The organism is Streptomyces sp. NPDC006314, assembly GCF_040613075.1.
Lineage (GTDB): Bacteria > Actinomycetota > Actinomycetes > Streptomycetales > Streptomycetaceae > Streptomyces.
The window spans coordinates 353,876-373,328 of sequence record NZ_JBEXRL010000003.1 but is presented as its reverse complement, the minus strand read 5'-3'; the positions used below and the strand labels follow the sequence as shown (position 1 = coordinate 373,328).

Annotated in this window: 15 protein-coding genes; 7 read left to right on the top strand and 8 right to left on the bottom strand. The window is 70.5% G+C overall.

The window, feature by feature from the left end; all coding sequences use genetic code 11:
• Both ABZ079_RS07370 and metG read left to right on the top strand, forming a co-directional pair.
• The coding region (locus ABZ079_RS07370) for a VWA domain-containing protein (RefSeq protein ID WP_356938427.1) at positions 1 to 1,095 on the top strand (1,095 nt) is incomplete at its 5' end.
• A gap of 157 nt (positions 1,096 to 1,252) precedes the next feature.
• Entirely contained in the window at positions 1,253 to 2,968 is a 1,716-nt protein-coding gene (gene metG, locus ABZ079_RS07365) for a methionine--tRNA ligase (RefSeq protein WP_356938426.1), read from the top strand.
• Between the two features lie 63 nt (positions 2,969 to 3,031).
• Here the strand turns inward: metG and ABZ079_RS07360 are convergent, their stop codons facing one another.
• Both ABZ079_RS07360 and ABZ079_RS07355 read right to left on the bottom strand, forming a co-directional pair.
• Positions 3,032 to 3,241: a DUF397 domain-containing protein gene (locus ABZ079_RS07360; protein ID WP_356938425.1), complete on the bottom strand. Its 210-nt coding sequence runs from the start codon at positions 3,239 to 3,241 to the stop codon at positions 3,032 to 3,034.
• Positions 3,238 to 4,113, bottom strand: coding sequence for a helix-turn-helix transcriptional regulator (locus tag ABZ079_RS07355; RefSeq protein WP_356938424.1), 876 nt, complete (start codon positions 4,111 to 4,113; stop codon positions 3,238 to 3,240). Before ABZ079_RS07355 ends, ABZ079_RS07360 begins: the two co-directional genes overlap by 4 nt.
• Positions 4,114 to 4,791: 678 nt before the next feature.
• Between ABZ079_RS07355 and ABZ079_RS07350 the strand changes: the two genes are divergently transcribed.
• Together ABZ079_RS07350 and ABZ079_RS07345 are read left to right on the top strand one after the other, a co-directional pair.
• Positions 4,792 to 5,688: a hypothetical protein gene (locus ABZ079_RS07350; RefSeq protein WP_356938588.1), complete on the top strand. Its 897-nt coding sequence runs from the start codon at positions 4,792 to 4,794 to the stop codon at positions 5,686 to 5,688.
• Positions 5,689 to 5,754: 66 nt separating this feature from the next.
• The gene (locus ABZ079_RS07345) at positions 5,755 to 6,063 is read left to right on the top strand and encodes a hypothetical protein (RefSeq protein ID WP_356938423.1); all 309 of its coding nucleotides are present in this window, start codon (positions 5,755 to 5,757) and stop codon (positions 6,061 to 6,063) included.
• Between the two features lie 91 nt (positions 6,064 to 6,154).
• On the opposite strand, the gene ABZ079_RS07340 is transcribed toward ABZ079_RS07345, so the two are convergent.
• Both ABZ079_RS07340 and ABZ079_RS07335 read right to left on the bottom strand, forming a co-directional pair.
• Positions 6,155 to 7,504, bottom strand: coding sequence for a polysaccharide lyase family 1 protein (locus ABZ079_RS07340; RefSeq protein ID WP_356938422.1), 1,350 nt, complete (start codon positions 7,502 to 7,504; stop codon positions 6,155 to 6,157).
• 103 nt (positions 7,505 to 7,607) lie between these two features.
• The gene (locus ABZ079_RS07335) at positions 7,608 to 7,955 is read right to left on the bottom strand and encodes a DoxX family protein (protein ID WP_356938421.1); all 348 of its coding nucleotides are present in this window, start codon (positions 7,953 to 7,955) and stop codon (positions 7,608 to 7,610) included.
• Between the two features lie 177 nt (positions 7,956 to 8,132).
• On the opposite strand from ABZ079_RS07335, the gene ABZ079_RS07330 reads away from it, so the two are divergent.
• Together ABZ079_RS07330 and ABZ079_RS07325 are read left to right on the top strand one after the other, a co-directional pair.
• Positions 8,133 to 8,828 carry a hypothetical protein gene (locus ABZ079_RS07330; protein WP_356938420.1) on the top strand — a complete coding sequence of 232 codons (696 nt, stop codon included), beginning with the start codon at positions 8,133 to 8,135 and terminating at the stop codon, positions 8,826 to 8,828.
• A 90-nt stretch (positions 8,829 to 8,918) separates the two neighbouring features.
• On the top strand, positions 8,919 to 12,035 hold the full coding sequence (locus ABZ079_RS07325) for an FG-GAP-like repeat-containing protein (protein ID WP_356938419.1): 3,117 nt from the start codon (positions 8,919 to 8,921) through the stop codon (positions 12,033 to 12,035).
• A gap of 73 nt (positions 12,036 to 12,108) precedes the next feature.
• On the opposite strand, the gene aspS is transcribed toward ABZ079_RS07325, so the two are convergent.
• Positions 12,109 to 13,872 (bottom strand): aspartate--tRNA ligase, encoded by a 1,764-nt coding sequence (gene aspS, locus ABZ079_RS07320; protein ID WP_356938418.1) that lies wholly within the window; start codon positions 13,870 to 13,872, stop codon positions 12,109 to 12,111.
• 175 nt (positions 13,873 to 14,047) lie between these two features.
• On the opposite strand from aspS, the gene ABZ079_RS07315 reads away from it, so the two are divergent.
• The gene (locus ABZ079_RS07315; protein ID WP_356938417.1) at positions 14,048 to 16,264 is read left to right on the top strand and encodes a SpoIIE family protein phosphatase; all 2,217 of its coding nucleotides are present in this window, start codon (positions 14,048 to 14,050) and stop codon (positions 16,262 to 16,264) included.
• On the opposite strand, the gene ABZ079_RS07310 is transcribed toward ABZ079_RS07315, so the two are convergent.
• The 3 genes from ABZ079_RS07310 to ABZ079_RS07300 form a co-directional block, all read right to left on the bottom strand.
• Entirely contained in the window at positions 16,150 to 17,280 is a 1,131-nt protein-coding gene (locus ABZ079_RS07310) for an AI-2E family transporter (RefSeq protein WP_356938416.1), read from the bottom strand. The genes ABZ079_RS07315 and ABZ079_RS07310 overlap by 115 nt on opposite strands.
• 105 nt (positions 17,281 to 17,385) lie before the next feature.
• On the bottom strand, positions 17,386 to 18,363 hold the full coding sequence (locus ABZ079_RS07305) for a pirin family protein (RefSeq protein WP_356938415.1): 978 nt from the start codon (positions 18,361 to 18,363) through the stop codon (positions 17,386 to 17,388).
• Between the two features lie 122 nt (positions 18,364 to 18,485).
• Positions 18,486 to 18,974 (bottom strand): SseB family protein, encoded by a 489-nt coding sequence (locus ABZ079_RS07300; RefSeq protein ID WP_059250115.1) that lies wholly within the window; start codon positions 18,972 to 18,974, stop codon positions 18,486 to 18,488.
• Positions 18,975 to 19,453 lie beyond the last annotated feature (479 nt).

The following is a 19,453-nucleotide window of genomic DNA, read 5'->3' as shown; positions in this document are numbered from 1 at the left end:
ACCGAGCCGAAGGCCCAGGAGAAGCCCGAGCCGAAGCCCGAGCCGAAGGCCCCGAACAAGGCCGAACCGAAGGCCCAGGAGAAGCCCGAGCCGAAGCCCGAGCCGAAGGCCCCGAACAAGGCCGAACCGAAGGCCCAGGAGAAGCCCGAGCCGAAGGCCCCGAACAAGGCCGAACCGAAGGCCCAGGAGAAGCCCGAGCCGAAGCCCGAGCCGGCGCCGGACCCGGAGGCGGAGCCCGAGGCAGTACCGGCAACGGCCGACGACGACGCCGTACCGGCCGCCGAGACGACCGCCCCGCAAGCCGCCGATGGCGAGGACACCCCGCAGGGGTCACCCGCAGCCGACGACGAAACCGGCACGGCTGGTGCGGAGGGGAACACAGACGCCGAAGGCGAAGCCGAGGCGGTGGCCAAGCCCAAACCCGCCACCCCCCTGACCAAGGTCAAGTCCCGCACCCCCTCCCTGGCCACCGCCTACAAGGCCGCCGCGGCCACGCTCAAGAAGACCGACCTCACCGGCACCCGGGCGAAGCTCTACCTCGTGCTCGACCGCTCCGCGAGCATGCGCCCGTACTACAAGGACGGCTCCGTCCAGGCCCTCGCCGACCAGACCCTCGCCCTCGCCGCCCACCTGGACCCGGAGGCCACGGTCCACGTCGTCTTCTTCTCCACGGAGGTGGACGGCACCACGGACCTCACCCTCGCCCCGGACCACGAGACGAAGATCGACGACGTCCACGCCGACCTCGGCCGCATGGGCCGTACCAGCTATCACGCCGCCGTAGAGGCCGTCGTCAAGCACTACGAGAAGAACCACCCGGACCCGGCCACCGCACCCCCCGCCCTCGTGATCTTCCAGACCGACGGCGCCCCGGACGCGAAGACCCCCGCCACCCAGTCCCTCGCCGAGGCCGCCGAGCAGTACCCCGCCCTTTTCTTCTCCTTCGTCGCCTTCGGGGAGCACGACAACAAGGCCTTCGACTACCTCCGCAAGCTGAAGACCGGCAACACGTCCTTCTTCCACGCGGGCCCCACCCCCCGCGAGCTGACGGACACGGAACTGTACGAGGGCGCACTCGCCACCTGGCGCCCATGACGACCGCAACGGACCGCAACGGACCGTTAGCGACGACAACCGACCGCAATCACCGCGGCCGCCCCTTCCCACGCTGCAAAACGGGAAGCGGGCGGCCCACCCGTCTCGGCTACCATTTCAAGGTTCGTAAAACAACCCGACCTGGGAGCAGCCCGCGATGGCTCGACACCTCATCACCAGCGCCCTTCCGTACATCAACGGGATCAAGCACCTGGGCAACATGGTGGGGTCCATGCTCCCGGCGGACGTCTACTCCCGCTACCTGCGCCAGCGCGGCCACGACGTGCTGTACATCTGCGCCACGGACGAGCACGGCACCCCCGCCGAGCTGGCCGCCAAGGAGCAGGGCCTCGCGGTGGACGAGTTCTGCGCCCAGGCCCACGACGCCCAGAAGGCGGTCTACGACGGCTTCGCGCTGGCCTTCGACTACTTCGGCCGCAGCTCCTCCCCGGAGAACCGGGAGATCACCCAGCACTTCGCCCGCAAGCTCAACGAGAACGGCTTCATCGAGGAGCGGGCGATCCGTCAGGTGTACTCCCCGGCCGACGGCCGCTTCCTCCCGGACCGCTACGTCGAGGGCACCTGCCCCCACTGCGGCTACGACAAGGCCCGCGGTGACCAGTGCGAGAACTGCACCCGCGTCCTGGACCCGACCGACCTGATCAACCCGCGCTCGGCGATCTCGGGCTCCACGGACCTGGAGGTCCGCGAGACCAAGCACCTCTTCCTGCTCCAGTCCAAGCTCCAGCACGAGGTCGAGGCGTGGGTCGCCCGGCACGAGCAGGACTGGCCGCAGCTCGCCTCCTCCATCGCCCGCAAGTGGCTGAACGAGGGCCTGCACGACCGCGCGATCACTCGTGACCTGGACTGGGGCGTCCCGGTCCCGGCGGACACCTGGCCGGAGCTGGCGGCCGAGGGCAAGGTCTTCTACGTCTGGTTCGACGCCCCGATCGAGTACATCGGCGCGACGAAGGAGTGGGCGGACCAGGACCCGGAGAACCGGGACTGGAAGGCGTGGTGGTACGAGGCGGACGACACCGTCCGCTACACCGAGTTCATGGCCAAGGACAACGTCCCCTTCCACACCGTGATGTTCCCGGCCACCGAGCTGGGCGTGCGCGAGCCGTGGAAGAAGGTCGACTACGTCAAGGCGTTCAACTGGCTGACGTACTACGGCGGCAAGTTCTCCACCTCGCAGAAGCGCGGCGTCTTCACCGACCAGGCCCTGGACATCCTGCCCGCCGACTACTGGCGCTACTTCCTGATCGCCAACGCCCCCGAGTCGGACGACTCGTCCTTCACCTGGGAGCACTTCACCGCCACGGTGAACAAGGACCTGGCCGACACCCTCGGCAACTTCGTCAACCGCGTGCTGTCCTTCTCAAAGAAGCGCTTCGGCGAGGAGGTCCCCGCGGGCGGCGAGCCCGGTGAGGCGGAGGCGCGGCTCGGCGAGCAGATCGCCGAACTCCTCGCGGAGTACGAGTCGCAGATGGAAGCCCTCCAGTTCCGCAAGGCCGCCGCCGCCCTGCGCGCCCTGTGGTCGGCCGGCAACTCCTATCTGGAGGAGAAGGCCCCCTGGCTGGAGATCAAGACGAACAGGGAGGGCGCGGCCCTCACCCTGCGTACGGCGATGAACCTGATCCACCTGTACGCGGTCGTCTCCGAGCCGTTCATCCCGGCGACGGCGAAGACGATGCGCGAGGCGTTCTCCCTCGCGGACGACACCGCGGTCTGGGTGAGCCCGGATGAGGCGAAGGCCCTGGCCTCCGTCCCGGTCGGCACCCCGTTCACGGTCCCGCCGGTGCTGTTCGCCAAGCTCACCGAGGAGGACTTGGCGGCGTACAAGGAGCGCTTCGGCGGCGAGGAGGGCTGACCACCTCGCGCCCGCGCCCCGCTCCTGGTCACAACCGGGTGCGGGGCGCGTGCCGTTTCTGCGTCAGCGTTCCGAGGTGTAAGCCACGAAGTCCGCCCATGCGCCGGGCGTGAGCGCCAGACGGGGACCGTCGACGTTCTTGGAGTCGCGAACGTGCACCGTACCGGGGGTGACGGCAAGCTCGACGCAGGAGTTGCCGTCGTTGCCGCTGCTGTAGCTGCTCTTGAACCACGCCAGCTCAGAGGCGTCCCCGGCGTTGGTCTTGCGGATCATGTCTCTCCCAGCATTTGTTCGATGAAGGCCAGCGACTCCCATGGCGAGAGGGCCTGAGCCCGGATCGTGCCATACCGCAATTCAAGGATGCGCAGATGTTTGGGGTCCGAAGTCGGCCGGCCGTTGAAGGCACCGTCGGAGCGGCCCACCGCTGAACCGTCTGCGAACTTCAGCAGTTCGATCTTGCCGTCCATACCGGAGTGCGTCTCGCAGCTCAACGGCATCACCTGGAGAACGACGTTGTGCAGCCGACCTACCTCCAACAGACGTTCGAGCTGCTGGCGCAAGACCATTGTGCCCCCGATCGGACGGCGCAGGGCCGCCTCTTCCAGGACGAAGCTGAGCGCGGGCGCGGGCGAACGTTCGTAGATCGAAGCACGAGCCGCGCGCGCGGCCACCATCCGCTCCACCTCGTCCGGGGAGTAAGGAGGTTGCATCGCTTCGAACAGCGCGCGTGCGTGGTCAGGGACCTGCAAGAGCCCGTTGATGCCAGCGCTCTCGTAGATGCCGATCTCTACCGCCTGCGCCTCCAACTTGGCCAGTTCCCGAACCTTCTTGGGATACCGGACCCTCTTCACGTCCTCCCAGGCCGCCGCGATGAGTCCGCCCGCACCCAACACCTCGTCGGCCTTGTCCAGATACTCCTGCCGGGGAATCCGCTTTCCGCCCTCGACCTTGTAGACCAGGTCCTCCCCGTACCCGACCGCCGCCCCGAACTCGGCGGCCCGCAGCCCCACGGCCTCGCGCCGCAGCTTCAACTGCCGCCCCACGGTGGTGATGACGGCCAGCCCCCACTCGTCGTCCGGGTCCACCTCCCACCCCGGCTCGTCAGCCTCGTTCTTGAGCCGCCGTACCTCGCCGTCCACCGACATGCCGCATCCTCCGTCGTACCGCCGGACAGTCACCCTGCGTACCACCGCTGTCACTGCCCACGGTAGGCACGCACCGCCACGCTCAGGGATGCGAACAAGGAAAAGTCCACCCGCGCCTGGTCGCCGTCCCGGAACCCCCCCACCAAGCCCCACCCCTCCCGCCCATGACGCACACTCACTCCCGCGGGTGAACATCATCAACTGGGCTGGATTTGTGACCGGTTGCCTGTTCTACGCTCAGCGCAGCACAGCCCAACCCCAGACATGCGACGGCCCTCGCCGGGACTGGCATCCCACGGCGAGGGCCTGACCACCGAGGAAGTGAAGGCCTTCCCGATGGACACCCAGAACACTAGCGTGCGCCCGCCCGCCCAGTCCCGTATCGGCGGGAAAAACCACCCGTACCGGCACGCCCACGCCGGCGGCGTCATCCACGACAACGCCCGCCACACCACCCGCTTCACGGTGATCGGCTCCGTGCCGAAGCCCGGGTACACCTCTCCCACCCTCCTGCAGGCGGCCACCGACGTCCTCACCGGTCTCCGCCGCACGGACCCCCGCCTGATCCTCTCCCCCACCGACTCCGAGCACCTCGCCCGACCGCGCTTTCAGGTCGGCGGAACCGGGCACATGCGGCGGCTGCCGGACCCGCACGCACCGATAGGAACAAGGAACCGAATGGTCAGCTCACCCCACGAGGCGATGCACCGCATCTTCCAGGACTACCCGGGCCTCTTCTCCGGTGTCTCCGAGGTACTCGGTGTCGACTTCGGCCCGCCCACCTCGGTGACCGTTCTGCCCACCGACCTCACCGAGACCCGCCCACTCGAACGTCGCATCGACACCCTGCTGCGGCTGGAGACAGAGCACGACGAACCGCTTCTACTCGCCGTCGAGGCTCAGGGCAAGAAGGATCCGGACAAGCCCGCGAGCTGGGCGTACTACGCCTCGTACCTGCTTACGAAATACCGCCTGCAACCGATGCTGCTGGTCGTCTGCCAGGACCGCGCGACCGCCGAATGGGCGGCGCGGCCGGTCCGCTTCGGACCCCGCCAGTGGCCGCTGCTCACCCTGCGCCCGATGGTCGCGGGCCCGCACAACATGCCGGTGATCACCGATCCCGCCGAGGTCCGCAAGGACCTCGCGCTGGCCACGCTGTCCGCCATCACACATGTCGCGAATCCGGACGTCGGGGCCATACTCAAAGCAGTGACGACCGTGCTGCGGGACACCCCGCAGGCCCTCGCGGACCCCGTCATCGAACTCATCGCACAGGGCATGGGCAAGCACCCAGCCGCAGAACTCTGGAGGAAACTGGTGGCCGTGGACCTCTCTTTCTACAAGTCGCCCCTCTCCGAGGAACTCCGAGCCGAAGGCAGGAACAAGGGCCGAGCCGAGGGCCGAGCCGAGGGCCGAGCCGAGGACATCCTGTTCATCCTGGAACGACGCGGCGTCGACGTCCCCGATGAGGCACGCGCACACATCACCTCCTGCGACGACCTCGACGTCCTGCGCCAATGGCTGGACCGCGCCCTCACCGCCCGCTCGGCCGACGAGGTCTTCGCCGACGAGTGATCCCGGGCCGCCGGCCGCGTAGGCGGGTCAGGCGTCGCCAGTTCTCTCGAACTCATCGCACAGGGCATGGGCAAGCACCCAGCCGCAGAACTCTGGAGGAAACTGGTGGCCGTGGACCTCTCTTTCTACAAGTCGCCCCTCTCCGAGGAACTCCGAGCCGAAGGCAGGAACAAGGGCCGCGCCGAGGGCCGAGCCGAGGGCCGTGCCGAGGGCCGTGCCGAGGACATCCTGTTCATCCTGGAACGACGCGGTGTCGACGTCCCCGATGAGGCACGCGCACACATCACCTCCTGCGACGACCTCGATGTCCTGCGCCAATGGCTGGACCGCGCCCTCACCGCCCGCTCGGCCGACGAGGTCTTCGCCGACGAATAGTCCCGGACCGGGCCTTGCCTAGCCGCCCGCTCAGGAGAGAAACCGCCGACGGCCCGAAAGAGGATGGCACCGGGCCGTCGGCCGCGCAGGGTCAGGACGCCGTCAGCACGCCCGCGCCGGTCGTGTTCGCCAGTTCCGCCGGCAGGTTCTTCGCCGACGTCTGCAGGCCCGCGGTGAGCGTCGGCGTCCAGTTCACCGTCGTCCTGATCTTCTTCGAGGAGGCGGCGTTGTACGCGGCGACCAGATCCGTGACCGTGCCGTTGACGAGGTTGCCGCCGCCCGCGACCGAGCCGGTGCCGTCGCCGCTGAGCAGCTTGGCGGTCTTCCCGCCGGACGGCACCTTCCAGTAGTTGTCCTCGGCGACGACCTGGGCCTTGGCGCGGGAGTTGATGCTGTACTGCGTCGCGTACCCGTTCAGCGTCGTGACGTCGTAGTAGTTGTTGTAGATGTGGACCTGGCCGACGCGGGCCAGCGGGGCGCGCTGGACGATGCCCTTCCAGATGTTGTGGTGGAGGGAGACGCGCAGCTTGCCGGCGGGCTCGCTGTCGCTGCTGCCGATCAGCATCGTCTTGTCGTGGTTGGTGAACTGGTTGCGCGAGACGGTCACCAGGTCCGAGCTCTTGGTGATGTCGAGGGCACCGTCGTGGATCTGGTACTCGCGTCCGTAGTACTCGGGGTTGGCGCTGTCCAGGTGGGGCGCGTCGGTGAACGTGTTGTGGTCCGCCCAGACGTGGGTCGCTCCGCGCAGGGTGACCGAGTCGTAGTTCGAGTTCCAGTTGCCGTCGTCGCCGTCGGTCGGGTCCCACTGCGGGAAGCAGTCCTCGGTCGCGGCGAAGGTCAGGTTGCGGACGATGACGTTGTCCACGTTCTGGATCTGGAACATGCCGCCGGAGATCCCGGCGTTGCTGCCCGGCACGCCCACGACGGTGGTGTTGGCCGGCACCTTGAAGACGATGTTCTTCGCCTGCTTGGCCTGCGCGGCGGCGCGGGCCTTCTCCTGGGTGCCGGAGGGCAGCTTGGAGCGGCCGTAGGTGGCGGGGTCGTACGCCTTCAGATACGCGGAGAGCGAGTACCCGGTCCCGGCCGCGTAGTCCGCGCAGGTCAGCTTCTTCCCGCTGTCGTCGGTGTCGGCGTCGATCGTGCCCTTGATCCTGACGATCCGGGGTGCGGTGTCGGAGGCCGAGCCCAGTGCCTTCACGAGCTGGGCCCGGGTGGAGACGGTGAAGGTGTGCGCGGAGTCGGCCTTCGCGCCGCCGGTGGTCCCCGTGCCGGAGGCGGCCCAGCCGTCCTTGGCGGCGAGCGTCTGGTGGTACAGGTCGACGGCGTCGGCGTTCGCGTTCATCACGAACACCCCGGCGCCGACACCTGCGGCCACGACGGCGGCGGACACGGCGAGGGTGCGCCGCTTGCGGAGGGACCGGCGGTGGGAGGGAGCTGCCACGGAGGAGTCCTTAGGGGTTTGCTGAACATGCCTTACGACTCCTCAGTGGCCGCCGCGCGCCGGGAAGTTGCCGCGCGCCGGGAGAAATTCTGCGGCTCTCCGCTCACGCCAGGGAGCCGAGGACGAGCGCCGCGACCACCGGGGCGGCGTAGACGAGCGGGAAGGGGATGTGCGCGTACCACCGGGCCCGCGCCACGGTGACGGCGGCCCCGGCGAAGTAGAGCACCAGGCCGGCCCCGGCCAGCACTCCGACCACCGGCACGAACAGCCCGACGACCAGTCCGAGGGCCCCGGCGGCCTTGGCCAGCCCCAGCCGGGTCCACCACGCCCGCGGCACCGAGTAGTCGTCGAGCGCCTTGACGATCCATTCGGCCCGCATCAGCAGCACGGTCCCGGAGAACCCGGCCATGAGGGCGGCGAGCAGGGTGACGACGATGAAGGCGATACGCATGACGGGCTCCTGTGGACGGTTCGGCTGAGCTGCGGACACCCCTCTGAACCCGGCGCGGACGCCTGTGTGACAGGAAGCGGGAAATTCTTTCCGACCGAGGTGAGCACCGCCGTTCGAGGAGACACCGGCGCGGGGCGCGCGCGCATGCCCCGCCCGGTCTGGCAAAGTACGGGTGTCGTGAACCTCCCCGAACCTCACCGGCGGCTCCTCGCGGACGTCGTCACGGCGGGCAGCCCGTACGGGCTGGTCCTCGCCGGTGGATACGCCCTTCAGGCGCACGGCCTGCTGGAGCGCCCGCACGCCAACCTCGACTTCGCCACGGAGAGTTCGGAGGCCATGGACCGGATCGCCGGTGCCGTCGGCTCCGCCCTGGAGGCGCGGGGCCGGCAGGTGCGCGTCGGGCCCGTCAGCGTACGCACCGCGCAGTTGACCGTCATGGACCCGCCGAGCGGTGAACCCTGCGCCCTCGCGCTGCACAAAGAGGCCTTCTGGCAGCCGCCGCGGCTCACCGAGTACGGCCCGGCCCTCTCCCTGGAGGACGCCGTCGGCACGAAGATCCGCGCGCTGTACGACCGGGGCGCCGCCGTCGACCTCATCGACGCGCGGGCCGCGGCCGCCCGGCTGTCGCTGCCCGGTCTGGAGGAACTGGGCCGCCGGCACTCCCACGACCCCTTCGACCTGCCCACTCTCCAGTCCCGGCTGACCGGCACGGACTTCTACGCCGACCGGGAGTTCCTGCGGTACGGGCTCGACGAACCGCAGATCACCGCGCTGCGCGCCTGGGCCCAGCACTGGTCCGACGACATCGCCGAACGGTTGCTGGAGGACGGTGCCTCCCCGGACGAGGAGCCCGATCCCGGCGCCGACGAGTGAGGCCCACCCGTCTCATCGAGGCCGGTAAAAGGGCTGGTAAAGTCCGCTCACTTGGCGAGGGCGGAGGCCCTCGCGGGGAGGGAATCTCACGTGGGCAGACACGCCCCCAGACGGCGCGGCCTGGCCGCGGCCGTCTCCTCGTTCGCGGTCGCCGCGGCGGCCGTATCCGTCGCCGTCCTGCCGGAGAGCGGCGCCTCGGCCGATCCGGCCGCCCCGGCGGCCGGCACCACCGAGATCACACTGACCGATCCCGGCTCCACGCGTCCGCGTACCGACCGGCCGCTCGTCGCCGGCGCGAGCGGCTTCCTGCACCGGCAGAGCGGGATCTCCGGACTGCTGTGGACGGACTACTCCGACGGCACCACCGTGGTCGTGGGTACCGCGGACGGCGCCTACACGCCCGCCGGCTCCTGCGAGAACCTGGGCTCGACGACCTGCCCGGAAGCCTGGTACGGCTCCGACGGTGACCTGGTCGCGCTGCCGTCGGCCGGGTCCGTGGCCCTCTGGGACCCGGCGACACGGACGGCGACGTCCGTCACCCTCGCCCAGGCGTACCGGGGACTGGCCGGGCGGACCGTGATCACCGAGCGCGCGCTGCACGACCGTGTGGAGGGTGCGTGGCGCTCCCGTGCCATCACGCCGTCCTGGCTGCGCGTCAACTCCGGCGCGATCAAGGCCGCCGACGCGCACGGCGCGCTGTTCCAGGCGGACTCGGACCTGTACTACCTCGACCTCGACACGGCCGTCGCCACCGAGGCGTTCAGCGCCGTGAGCGCCCGCCCGGTCACCGTGCAGAGCGACGACCGCATCGGCTGGTACGACTCCGGCTCCGGCGACCTGCACCTGAAGCCGCGCACGGACCCGGCCGGCACCGAGCAGGTGATCGACCTGCCGGCACCCGGCGCCCTCCTGGACGGTGCCCCGGTCCTCGTCGACGACTGGCTGCTGCTGCCCCTGCACACCGGCACCGGCACCAGCGAGCTGACCGCCGTGTCCCTCACCGACGGCTCGTCGCACACCCTGCTGGCCGAGGCCGGCCCGTACACGGTCCGTGCCTCCGGTCACGGCGCCCTCGTCACCGGCGGCACCGACGCCGCCGACTGGTGGGTGCGGCGGGTCAGCCAGGGGGCGGACGGCTCGCTGAGCGTGGGGCAGGTGGCGCAGGTCCCGCCCCTGGAGAACGCCAAGACGGGTCTCGCGCTCAGCCGGGGCAGCCTGCGCGTCGCCGAGGACAACCCGGGCAGCGCCTCGGACACCACCTCAGTGCGCACCCTCACCACGAACGGCGGCACCGAGCTGACCGCGTCCGAGGCGAAGACCGGCGACTCGGTCAGCCCCGTGTGCCCGTACCCGGGCGCCACCTGCTCGGTGCTGTGGGGCAACAGCGGCACCGATCCCGAGGACGTCTACCTCGGCACCTACTACGACGGCGGCGAGGACGGCAGCGGCCTGGAGAACGCGGACCGGCTGGTCGCCATCGGCGACGAATGGTCCAGCAGCCACCTCGAGTTCCACACCGGGGGCGGCACGATCGTCGACGTCTCCGACGGCTACGCGGTCTACAACTCCGGTGGTTCCTCCCCGATGCAGTACGTCGGTGAGTTCGGGCAGGGCGAGAAGCTGAAGCGGTCCGTGCGCGCCGCCGCGCTGAACGGCTCGACGCTGTGGAGTGCCACGGCCACCGCCGGCAAGCTCACCTCGTACAGCCTCGTCGCGGACCGGACCCTGGCCACGGTCACCGTGCCGGGCCTCGGCTGTGTTCCGGGCGAGCTGCAGGCGGCGGGTCGCTGGGTGTACTGGGCGTGCGGCGACGGCTCGGCCGGCGTGTACGACACCAAGGCCGCCACGTCCCGCGCGGTGGACGGCGGTGACGTGCTGCTCGGCGACGGCTTCACCGTCCGCCACGACCACGGCGCCGACACCCTGGTGCTGACCGCGGCGGCCACCGGCGCCACCCGGGTGATCGCCTCCGCCGTCCCCGACACGGGCCTCGCCGTGGACCGCCGCTTCAAGTGGACCGTGGACGAGTACACGGGCCTGGTCGCCTGGACCGACCTGTACGAGCGGACGCACATCGCGACCACCGGCATCACCCCGTCGGCCGTGACGTCGTTCGAGACGCAGACCGAGAGCTACGTGGAGCCGGGCTCGACGGCCCACTGGACCCAGGTGTCGCTGTCCCGCCCGGTCAGCTCCTGGTCGCTGACCTTCACCTCGCTGCAGAGCGGTGCCACCGGCAAGGCCACCCGCGCCTTCACCGGCGGCGCGACCTCGTCGCAGGTGTCGGTGAACTGGAACGGCAAGACGGCGAACGGCACCCCGTTCCCGAACGGCCTGTACACCTGGTCCCTCAAGGCGACCGGCCTCGGTACGACCGGTCCGGTCACCGTGACCTCCGGCAAGGGATTCCTGGGCCGCGGCTCCGCCGTGCGTCACGACTTCGGCAGCCTGGACGGGCCGGACGGCCGGGGCGACCTGCTCACCCTGAACTCCTCCGGTGGCCTCACCTACCAGTTCGGCACCGGCACCGGGAAGTTCGGTGACAAGATCACCGGCAGCGGCTGGGCCACCGGCGTCAAGGCGATTCCCTTCGGCGACCTGAGCGGCGACCGCTGCAACGACGTCCTCGTCCGGCTGAGCAGCGGGGCCCTGCGCCTGTACAAGCCGGGCTGCGGCAAGGCGGTCACCCCGAAGACGTCGTACACGACCCTGGCGAGCAGCGGCTGGACCCAGTACGACGTGCTGGCCTCCCCCGGTGACCTCACCGGCGACGGCCGCCCGGACCTGGTCACCCGCGCCGCCTCCACCGGCACCGTCTACCTCCACAAGGGCACGAGCAGCGGCACGCTGGCGGCCCGCGTGAAGCTGTACGACAACTGGAAGGGCTACAAGAAGGTCATCGGCGCGGGGGACCTGAACGGCGACGGCATCGGCGACCTCCTCGCCCAGGACAAGGCCAACACCCTCTACCGGTACGCCGGCAGGGGCAACGGCACCTTCGCGGCCCGCGTGCAGGTCTTCTCCGACTGGGGCGCCTCATACAACGCGGTGGTAGGCGTCGGCGACCTGACCGACGACGGAAAGGCCGACCTGGTCTCCCGCGACACCAGCGGCGACGTGTACCGCAACAGCGGCGACGGCAAGGGCTCCTTCGGCGCCCGCACGAAGATCGCTACGGGCTGGGGCGGTTACCAGACCCTGTCCTGAGACTCGGGGCGAAACGGCAAGAAGAAGGGCTCGGAACCGGCATCGGCTCCGAGCCCCTTCCGTCGCTCGCGGCCTACTTCGGCTGCGGCTTCCGGACGGACAGGTGCAGCTCCTTGAGGCGGGACTCGTCCAGCTCGGTCGGGGCGCCCATCATCAGGTCCTGGGCGTTGCCGTTGAGCGGGAAGGAGATCGTCTCGCGGATGTTGGGCTCGTCCGCGAGGAGCATCACGATGCGGTCCACGCCGGGGGCGATGCCACCGTGCGGCGGGGCGCCGAAGCGGAACGCACGGAGCATGCCCGCGAACTTCTCCTCGACGGTCTCACGGTCGTAGCCCGCGATCTCGAAGGCCTTGAGCATGATCTCCGGCTCGTGGTTCCGGATCGCACCGGAGGACAGCTCGACACCGTTGCAGACGATGTCGTACTGCCAGCCGAGGATGTCCAGCGGGTCCTGGGTCTCCAGGGCCTCCAGGCCGCCCTGCGGCATGGAGAACGGGTTGTGGGAGAAGTCGATCCCGCCGGTCTCCTCGTCCTTCTCGTACATCGGGAAGTCGACGATCCAGCAGAAGCGGAAGACGCCCTCCTCGAAGTGGCCGGACCGCTTGGCGGCCTCCACCCGGACCGCGCCCATGATCTTCGAGACCTCGTCGTACTCGCCCGCGCCGAAGAAGACGGCATGGCCGGGGGCAAGGGAGAGGCGCTTGGTCAGCTCCGCGACGTTCTCCTCGGTGAGGAACTTCGCGATCGGGCCGGAGAGCGAACCGTCCTCGGCCACGCGCACCCAGGCCAGGCCCTTGGCGCCCTGCTCGACGGCGTACTCACCGAGCTGGTCGAAGAACTTGCGGGGCTGCGCGGAGACGTCCGGCACCGGCAGCGCGCGCACGTGCTTGCCCGCGAACGCCTTGAACTCCGAACCCTCGAAGACATCGGTGATGTCCACGAGCTCCAGCTTGGCGCGCAGGTCCGGCTTGTCGGAGCCGTACTTCAGCATCGCCTCGCGGAACGGGATGCGCGGGAAGGGGGAGGTGACGTGCCGGCCGCCGCCGAACTCCTCGAAGAGTTCGGTCATCAGCTTCTCGATCGGCTGGAAGACGTCCTCCTGCTCGACGAAGCTCATCTCGACGTCGAGCTGGTAGAACTCGCCCGGCGAGCGGTCCGCGCGGGCGTCCTCGTCGCGGAAGCAGGGCGCGATCTGGAAGTAGCGGTCGAAGCCGGAGATCATCAGCAGCTGCTTGAACTGCTGCGGGGCCTGCGGCAACGCGTAGAACTTGCCCGGGTGCACCCGGGAGGGGACCACGTAGTCGCGGGCGCCCTCGGGGGAGGTGGCGGACAGGATCGGCGTCGCCATCTCGTTGAAGCCCATCGCCGCCATCTTGTGCCGGATCGCGGAGATCACGGCCGTACGCAGCATGATGTTGCGGTGCATACGCTCGCGGCGCAGGTCCAGGAAGCGGTACTCCAGGCGCCGCTCCTCGTTGACCCCGTCGTCGGTGTTGATCGTGAAGGGCAGCGGGGCGGCCGCGCCGAGCAGTTCGACCTCGGCGACCTCGACCTCGATCTCGCCGGTGGGCAGGTCGGGGTTCACGTTCTCGGTTCCACGTGAAACAACCTGGCCGTCGACGCGGACCGTGGACTCCTTGGAGATCTTGTCCAGGGCCTCGTAGGCGGGGGTGCCGGGGCGGGCGACCAGCTGCGTGATGCCGTAGTGGTCGCGCAGATCGATGAAGAGGATGCCGCCCAGGTCGCGCCGATTGTGCAGCCAGCCACTCAGCCGGACGTCGGTGCCGACGTCAGAGGCGCGGAGCTGGCCGCAGGTGTGGGACCTGTACCGATGCATCGTCGTTCATCGTCCTTCGTGGTGGGGTTTCTCCTGCCGGCGCTGCGGACCGGCGGGAACGGGCACGGGGCCCGGACCCATCAAGGGTACCGGGCAGCCCAAGATCGGCTCCCCACCATTACGGCCCGCCCGTCCACGGTGGCGGGTATCGATCAGATCTTCTTAAAGTGGGGCAATGCGTACAGGCGAGCCCCTGCCGTCCGTCGGTGACGTCCTCGCCGCCCTCGCGACCGGGCTGTGGCACTGGGACACGGCCACCGGACTGGTCACCGTCGACGCGGAGGCGGCGCGACTGCTCGGGCTGCCCCCCGAGCGGACCACCCTCACGGAGTCCCAGACCCGCGCCCGTCTCCACCCGCAGGACTGGAACGAGATCACCGGGGTCGTGCCGCTGGCGGTCGACGAGGGCACGCTCGCCGAGGTGCGGATCCGGATCATGGACGGGCGGGGACGGGTGGTACGGGTCGTCCGCAGCCGTTCGAAGCCGTCCTTCGACCCGGACCGGAGGTCCTACGAGCTGATCGGCACCCTGCAGGAGGTCACCGAGCCCGTGCCGGGCACGGCCGCGGCGCGCAACGCGGTCACCGGGGACTGGCGGCGCTCCCGTGAGGCGTTCCTGCTGGACGCGGGCCGGGCCCTGGCGGAGGCCCGGTCCACGGCGGAGGTGCTGCGGGTCGCGGGCGGCCTGTCGATGCCGGGGTTCTCCCCGGACGGACTCGTGCTCTTCGGGGTGGAGGGCGACTGGCTGACGATCATCGGCCACCACGGGCACCAGCCCGGCGACGTCCGGCCCTTCTCCGACATGCCACTGGCCGCCGACTACCCGGCGGCGGAGGTGGTGCGCACCGGACGCGCGGTGTACCTGTCCTCACCGGAGCAGTACGAGGCCCGGTACCCGGGGACCTGGGCGCTCGTCCGGCCCTTCGGCCGCCACTCCTGGGCCTTCCTGCCGCTGACGGTGGCCGGCCGCACGATGGGCGCCTGGATGGCGGCCTTCACCTATCCCGTGGCGTTCACCCCGGACGAGCGCGCGGTGCTGGCCACGGTGGCCCGGATGCTCGCCCAGGCGCTGTCCCGGGCCGGTGCCGCCGAGTCCGAGCGGGAGCTGACCGAGGGCCTGCAGCGCTCCATGCTGCCGTCGCTGGGCCCGGAGATCCCCGGCATGCGGGTGGCCGCCCGCTACATCCCGACCGGCGGCGGGCTGCAGGTCGGCGGCGACTGGTACGACATGATCCCGCTGCCGTCCGGCCGCTTCGCGCTGGTCGTCGGGGACGTCCAGGGCCACGACGTCCGCGCGGCCGGGCTGATGGGCCAGCTGCGCATCGCCCTGCGTGCCTACGCCTCCGAGGGCCACCGCCCGGACGCCGTCCTCTCCCGCGCCTCCCGCTTCCTGCACGGCATCACGCACGACTCCCGGGACGAGCACCTCTCCGACCTCCGCTTCGCGACCTGTGTCTACGTGGAGGCCGACCCGGCGACCGGCATGCTGGAGATCGCCCGCGCCGGGCACCCGGACCCGGCGATCCGGATGGCCGACGGCACGGTGATGATGCGACCGACGGCGGGCGGGCTGCCGCTGGGCGTCGACCCCGACGCGGACTATCCGACGACCGGGTTCGCCCTCGAACCCGGGGAGACGATGATGCTCTGCACCGACGGCCTGATCGAGACCGGCGGGCACGACTTGGAGAGCGGCTGGCGGCGGCTGCGCAAGGTCCTGGAGGATCACCAGGGCGATGTGGAGACGCTGGCCGACGCGCTGGTGCAGGCGGTGCACGGGCCGTCCTCGCACCACACCACCGGCCCGCTGGCCGACCGCCGCGAGGACGACATCGCACTGGTGCTGCTGTGCCGGCCCGGGCAGGGCTGCGGGTGCGACGACACCGCGACCGTACGGACGAAGGTGCGGCGCACCCTGCTGTCGGTGGCGCAGGACGAGCCGGAACGGATCGCCGAGGCCCGCCAGCACCTGCGCGAGCTGCTCCACGACTGGCTCTCCGCCGAGCAGATCGACTCGGCGGTACTGCTGGTCTCCGAGATGGTCACCAACGTCCTCGTCCACACCGACACCGACGCGCTGCTGCTCGCCGAGGTGACGGGGGACGCCTGCGGGCGACGGCTGCGGGTGGAGGTCACCGACGCGGGCGACGACCTGCCCCACAAGCGCCGCCCCGGCGAACTGGCCTCCTCCGGCCGCGGCCTGATGCTGATCGAGCTGCTCGCGGACGCGTGGGGGGTGGACCCGCGGGGCGAGGGCAAGAGCATCTGGTTCGAGCTCTACGAGCCGGACGGGTCGGAGGGTGTGTCGGGAGGCGTGTCGGAGGGTTTGGAGAGGCGATCGGGCGGAACCGCGCTCGACGACCCGGCTGCCGCGTCGGGCGGTCCCTCGTAACGCCCCCTCAGCTCCTGCAGGACCCCGAAGGCGGCCGCGGTCAGCGGCACCGCGAGCAGCATGCCGAGGATGCCCGCGACGGAGGCACCGGCGGTGATGGCCAGCATCACCACGGCCGGGTGCATCTGCACGGTCCGGCTCTGGATCACGGGCTGGAGCACATGCCCCTCCAGCACCTGCACCGCGAGCACCACCCCGAGCACCCACAGCGCGATGACGGCACCCCGGTCGGCGAGGGCGACCAGCACGGACACCGCGCCGGAGAGGAAGGCACCGAGGTAGGGGATGTAGGCGCCGACGAAGACGAGCGCGCCGAGGCCGATCGCGCCGGGCACCTGGAGGATCAGCAGGCCGACGGTGATGCAGAGGGCGTCGATGAGGGCGATGAAGGTGGTGCCGCGCATGAACCCCTCGACCGCCATGAAGGCCCGCCGGGCGATGGCCTCCAGGGTGTCGGCGGTGCCCCCGGGCGCGACCGTGCGCAGGGCTTTCACGGCCCGCTGGGAGTCGCGCAGGAAGAAGAAGACGAGCAGCAGCGCGAGCACGGCCATGGCGATGCTCTCGCCGACGACACTGACCCCGCTGATGACGTTGGAGGCGGCCGTCCCGCCGAACTTGCCCAGCAGCTCGCGCGACTTCGCGGCGAGGTCGTCGAGGCCGGTACCGGCGGCCCCGAAGTGCCGGGAGACGGCCTTGGCGGCGTCCCGCAGCGAGGCGATGATCTCGTCGCCGCTGTCGATGAGCGCGGCGACGACGATGTACACGGCACCGCCGGCGACGGCCACGACGGCGACACAGGTGAGCCCCGCCGCCACCGACCGCTGCACCCCGGCCCGTACGAGCCGCCGGTACAACGGCCCGAGCAGCGCGGTGCCGAGCAGCGCGAGAAGCACCGGCGTGACGGCCGTGCGCAACTCCGCGCACAGCCGTACCCCGACCCACCCCACCCCGGCGACGAGCAGCAGCACGGCACACCAGGCGGCGAGCCGGCGGACGGGATCGGGCAGCAACTGCACGCGTCCAGCGGATCACGGCCGCCGACGGCTGTCCTGCCGCGCGCGCCCGGGTGGGTGAGCCCTGTTCGCCGACGTGTCGTCAGGCAGGGCTCGGGACCGTCCCGGTCAGACCTGCGGGCCGCTCCCCGTCATGCCGTGCACGGCGGGGATCGTGCCCAGGCGGCCCTTCTGGAAGTCCTCGAAGGCCTGCATCAGCTCGTCCTTGGTGTTCATGACGAACGGGCCGTAGTGGGCCATCGGCTCACGGATCGGCTGTCCGCCCAGCAGCACCACCTCGAGGTCCGGGGTGCGGGCGTCCTGCTTCTCGTCCGCGCGGACGGTCAGCGAGGAGCCGGCGCCGAAGACGGCGGTCTGGCCCAGGTGGATCGGGCGGTGCTCCGTACCGACGCCGCCGCGGCCCGCGAGGACGTACGCGAGACCGTTGAAGTCCTCGCGCCAGGGCAGGGTGATCTCGGCGCCCGGGGCGAGGGTCGCGTGGATCATGGTGATCGGCGTGTGCGTGCTGCCGGGACCCTGGTGGCCGTCCAGCTCACCGGCGATGACACGCAGCAGCGCGCCGCCGTCGGGGGAGGTGAGCAGCTGGACGTTGCCGCCGCGGATGTCCTGGTAGCGCGGGGCCATCATCTTGTCCTTGGCGGGGAGGTTCACCCACAGCTGCAGACCGTGGAAGAGACCGCCGGACACGACGAGCGACTCCGGCGGGGCCTCGATGTGCAGCAGGCCCGAGCCGGCGGTCATCCACTGGGTGTCGCCGTTCGTGATGGTGCCGCCACCGCCGTGGCTGTCCTGGTGGTCGAAGGTGCCGTCGAGGATGTAGGTGACGGTCTCGAAGCCGCGGTGCGGGTGCCAGGGGGTTCCCTTGGGCTCGCCCGGCGCGTACTCCACCTCGCCCATCTGGTCCATCATGATGAACGGGTCGAGGTAGCGGTAGTTGATCCCGGCGAACGCGCGGCGCACCGGGAAGCCCTCGCCCTCGAAACCGCTCGGGGCGGTCGTGACGGCGAGCACGGGACGTGCCACGGCGTCGGCGGGAGCGGTCACACGGGGCAGCGTCAACGGGTTCTCGACAGTCACTGCGGGCATGGTCGGTACCTCCTTGGTACGCCCACTTTAGTTGAGCGTTGAACTTCCTGCCACCCGTAACAGAGAGAGCCCGGAGGGAATTCCCTCCGGGCTCCGGGCTCCGGGCGCGCGAGGCGCGAGGCTCAGCCGCCGCCGTACATGCGGCGCATCGCGAAGTCGACCATCTGCTCGACCGCCTTCGCGTCGAACACCATCCGGTGCTCACCCTCCATGTCCAGGACGAAGCCGTAGCCGGTGGGCAGCAGGTCGATCACCTCGGCGCCGGTGATGACGAAGTACTTGGACTCCTTGCCCGCGTACCGGCGCAGCTCCTTCAGCGAGGTGAACATCGGGATCACCGGCTGCTGGGTGTTGTGCAGGGCCAGGAAGCCGGGGGTGTCGCCGCGCGGGCAGTACACCTTCGACGTGGCGAAGATCTGCTGGAAGTCCTCGGCGGACATCTGACCCGTGGTGAAGGCGCGCACCGCGTCCGCGAGGGACGGCGGGGACGGCTCCGGGTAGAGCGGCGGCTGCTGGCCGTACCCGCCGACACCGCCCGGCATCTGCTGCTGCGGCGGGGCGTACTGCTGCTGAGCAGCTCCACCGTCCATGGGCTGGCCGTATCCGTACATGGGCGCAAGAGTACCGAGGAGAGGGGGCGCCGGGAGCGGCGGGGAAATTCCCGTAGCGAACGCTGGGGGATCGGGAAATGTTCTGTGTCGTCCGCCGCAGATGGCGTCCACGCTCGCTTCAGGGGGTGCCCCGTGGCCGTCTTCGACTCCGGGCCGGTGAGGGACCGGCCGACGGACCCCGGTACACCGTGATCGGCGCCGACCACCCGGGCACGGGCGGCACCGCGCGCTCCACCCGCCCGCTGGAACCGGGCGAGTCGGCCGACCGGTTGATCGCCCTCGCCGACGCGGCAGGGGCCCGGCGGTTCGCCGTCTCGGGGTCCTCGCCGGGCGGGCGGTGCCCGCTCGCGCGCTGCCTGCGCCCGGCCGCGCGGGACGCGAGGGACCCGCGGGAGCCGGAGGCGGCCGCGAAGAAGACCGGTGCGAGCGTCCCGGAGGGCACGCCGGAGGAGCATGTGGAGCCGGTGGCACGACTGGAC